The following is a 1,192-nucleotide window of genomic DNA, read 5'->3' as shown; positions in this document are numbered from 1 at the left end:
TGCCCCAACGCTGAGTGTCTTCTTCTGCGATTGTAAAATACCTCGATGTATTCGAAGATGCCCATTCGGGCTTCTTCGACAGTTTGATAGTCTTCTGCGTATATCAGTTCGACTTTCAGTCGACTGTAGAACGACTCCATCACCGCATTATCCCAGCAGTTACCCTGCCGACTCATGCTCGGTACACCTCCATGCTTGCGCATGAAGTCTTGATATTTGTAGGCTCTGTATTGTACACCACGGTCTGAGTGGATAATGACGCCCTTAGGCGGCTTACGTGACTCAAACGCCATTTTTAGAGCGTTAGTGATTAGCTCGACGGTCATCGTTGTCCCAAGCGACCAACCCACAATGCGTCTTGAATGCAAGTCCATCACTGTCGCTAAGAAGAGCCAACGGCTCTTCACCCAGATATACGTAATGTCCGTAACCCACTTCTGATTTGGTGTCTCGGACTCAAAGTCTCTACGCAGTAAATTGTCGGCAACATTCGTCATCGCAGCTACATCCTTGCTGTATTTAAACCCTTTGCCATTACGTGCCCTGATACCTTTTTCCTTCATGATATCAGCGACATAATTCACGCAGCAGGCATGGCCTGCTTCGTTTAGCTCTTCTGCTATTCGCACTGAGCCGTAACGTGCCCGATATTGGGCAAAGGTACACATGACGAGCTGTTCAAAGCGCTTTCGCCGCTTTGAACGCTCACTCGGCGTATGATGACACCACTTATAGTAACCGCCTCGACTCACCTCTAACGTACGGCACATTAAGCTAATGGAGTACTCACCGACATAGCTTTCAATGAACTCGTACTTCACTCTTGCTGCTTCGCGAAGTACGCCGAGACCTTTTTTAGGAATTCCATTTCATCTTTGAGTCTCTTGTTCTCGCGCCTTAGCGCTCGAAGCTCTTCGGACTCTTTCTTCGAATAGTCGACACCATCTAAGGTGTTAAACTGTTTATCAGATAGGCGTGTGAACTGGCGCTTCCAGTTCCGGATCTGCTGAGCACTGATACCCAGTTCCTTGGCAACGGAGACGGCTGTTCGGCCAGGAAGACTGGCCAAGCGAACTGCTTCTTTACGGAACTCTTCGGTGTACGCTGGATTACGATGTTTAGCCATAAATCACCTCTCAATTAGACCCTAGAGCTAACTTAGTAAAGTGTCTACTAAACGTGGGGTACTCGG

Annotated in this window: 2 protein-coding genes; both read right to left on the bottom strand. The window is 48.4% G+C overall.

All coding sequences use genetic code 11. The features are described from left to right. Positions 1-821 (bottom strand): IS3 family transposase (locus R7R78_RS24160; RefSeq protein ID WP_262634526.1); only part of this gene is annotated, 821 nt, incomplete at its 3' end. Continuing rightward, a complete protein-coding gene (locus R7R78_RS24155) occupies positions 818-1,126 on the bottom strand; it encodes a transposase (RefSeq protein ID WP_004413754.1) in 309 nt (102 codons plus the stop codon). The genes R7R78_RS24160 and R7R78_RS24155, both read right to left, overlap by 4 nt. Between the last annotated feature and the right edge of the window lie 66 nt (positions 1,127-1,192).

Source organism: Vibrio sp. 2134-1 (assembly GCF_033339495.1).
This window is presented reverse-complemented; position numbering and strand designations above follow the sequence as displayed.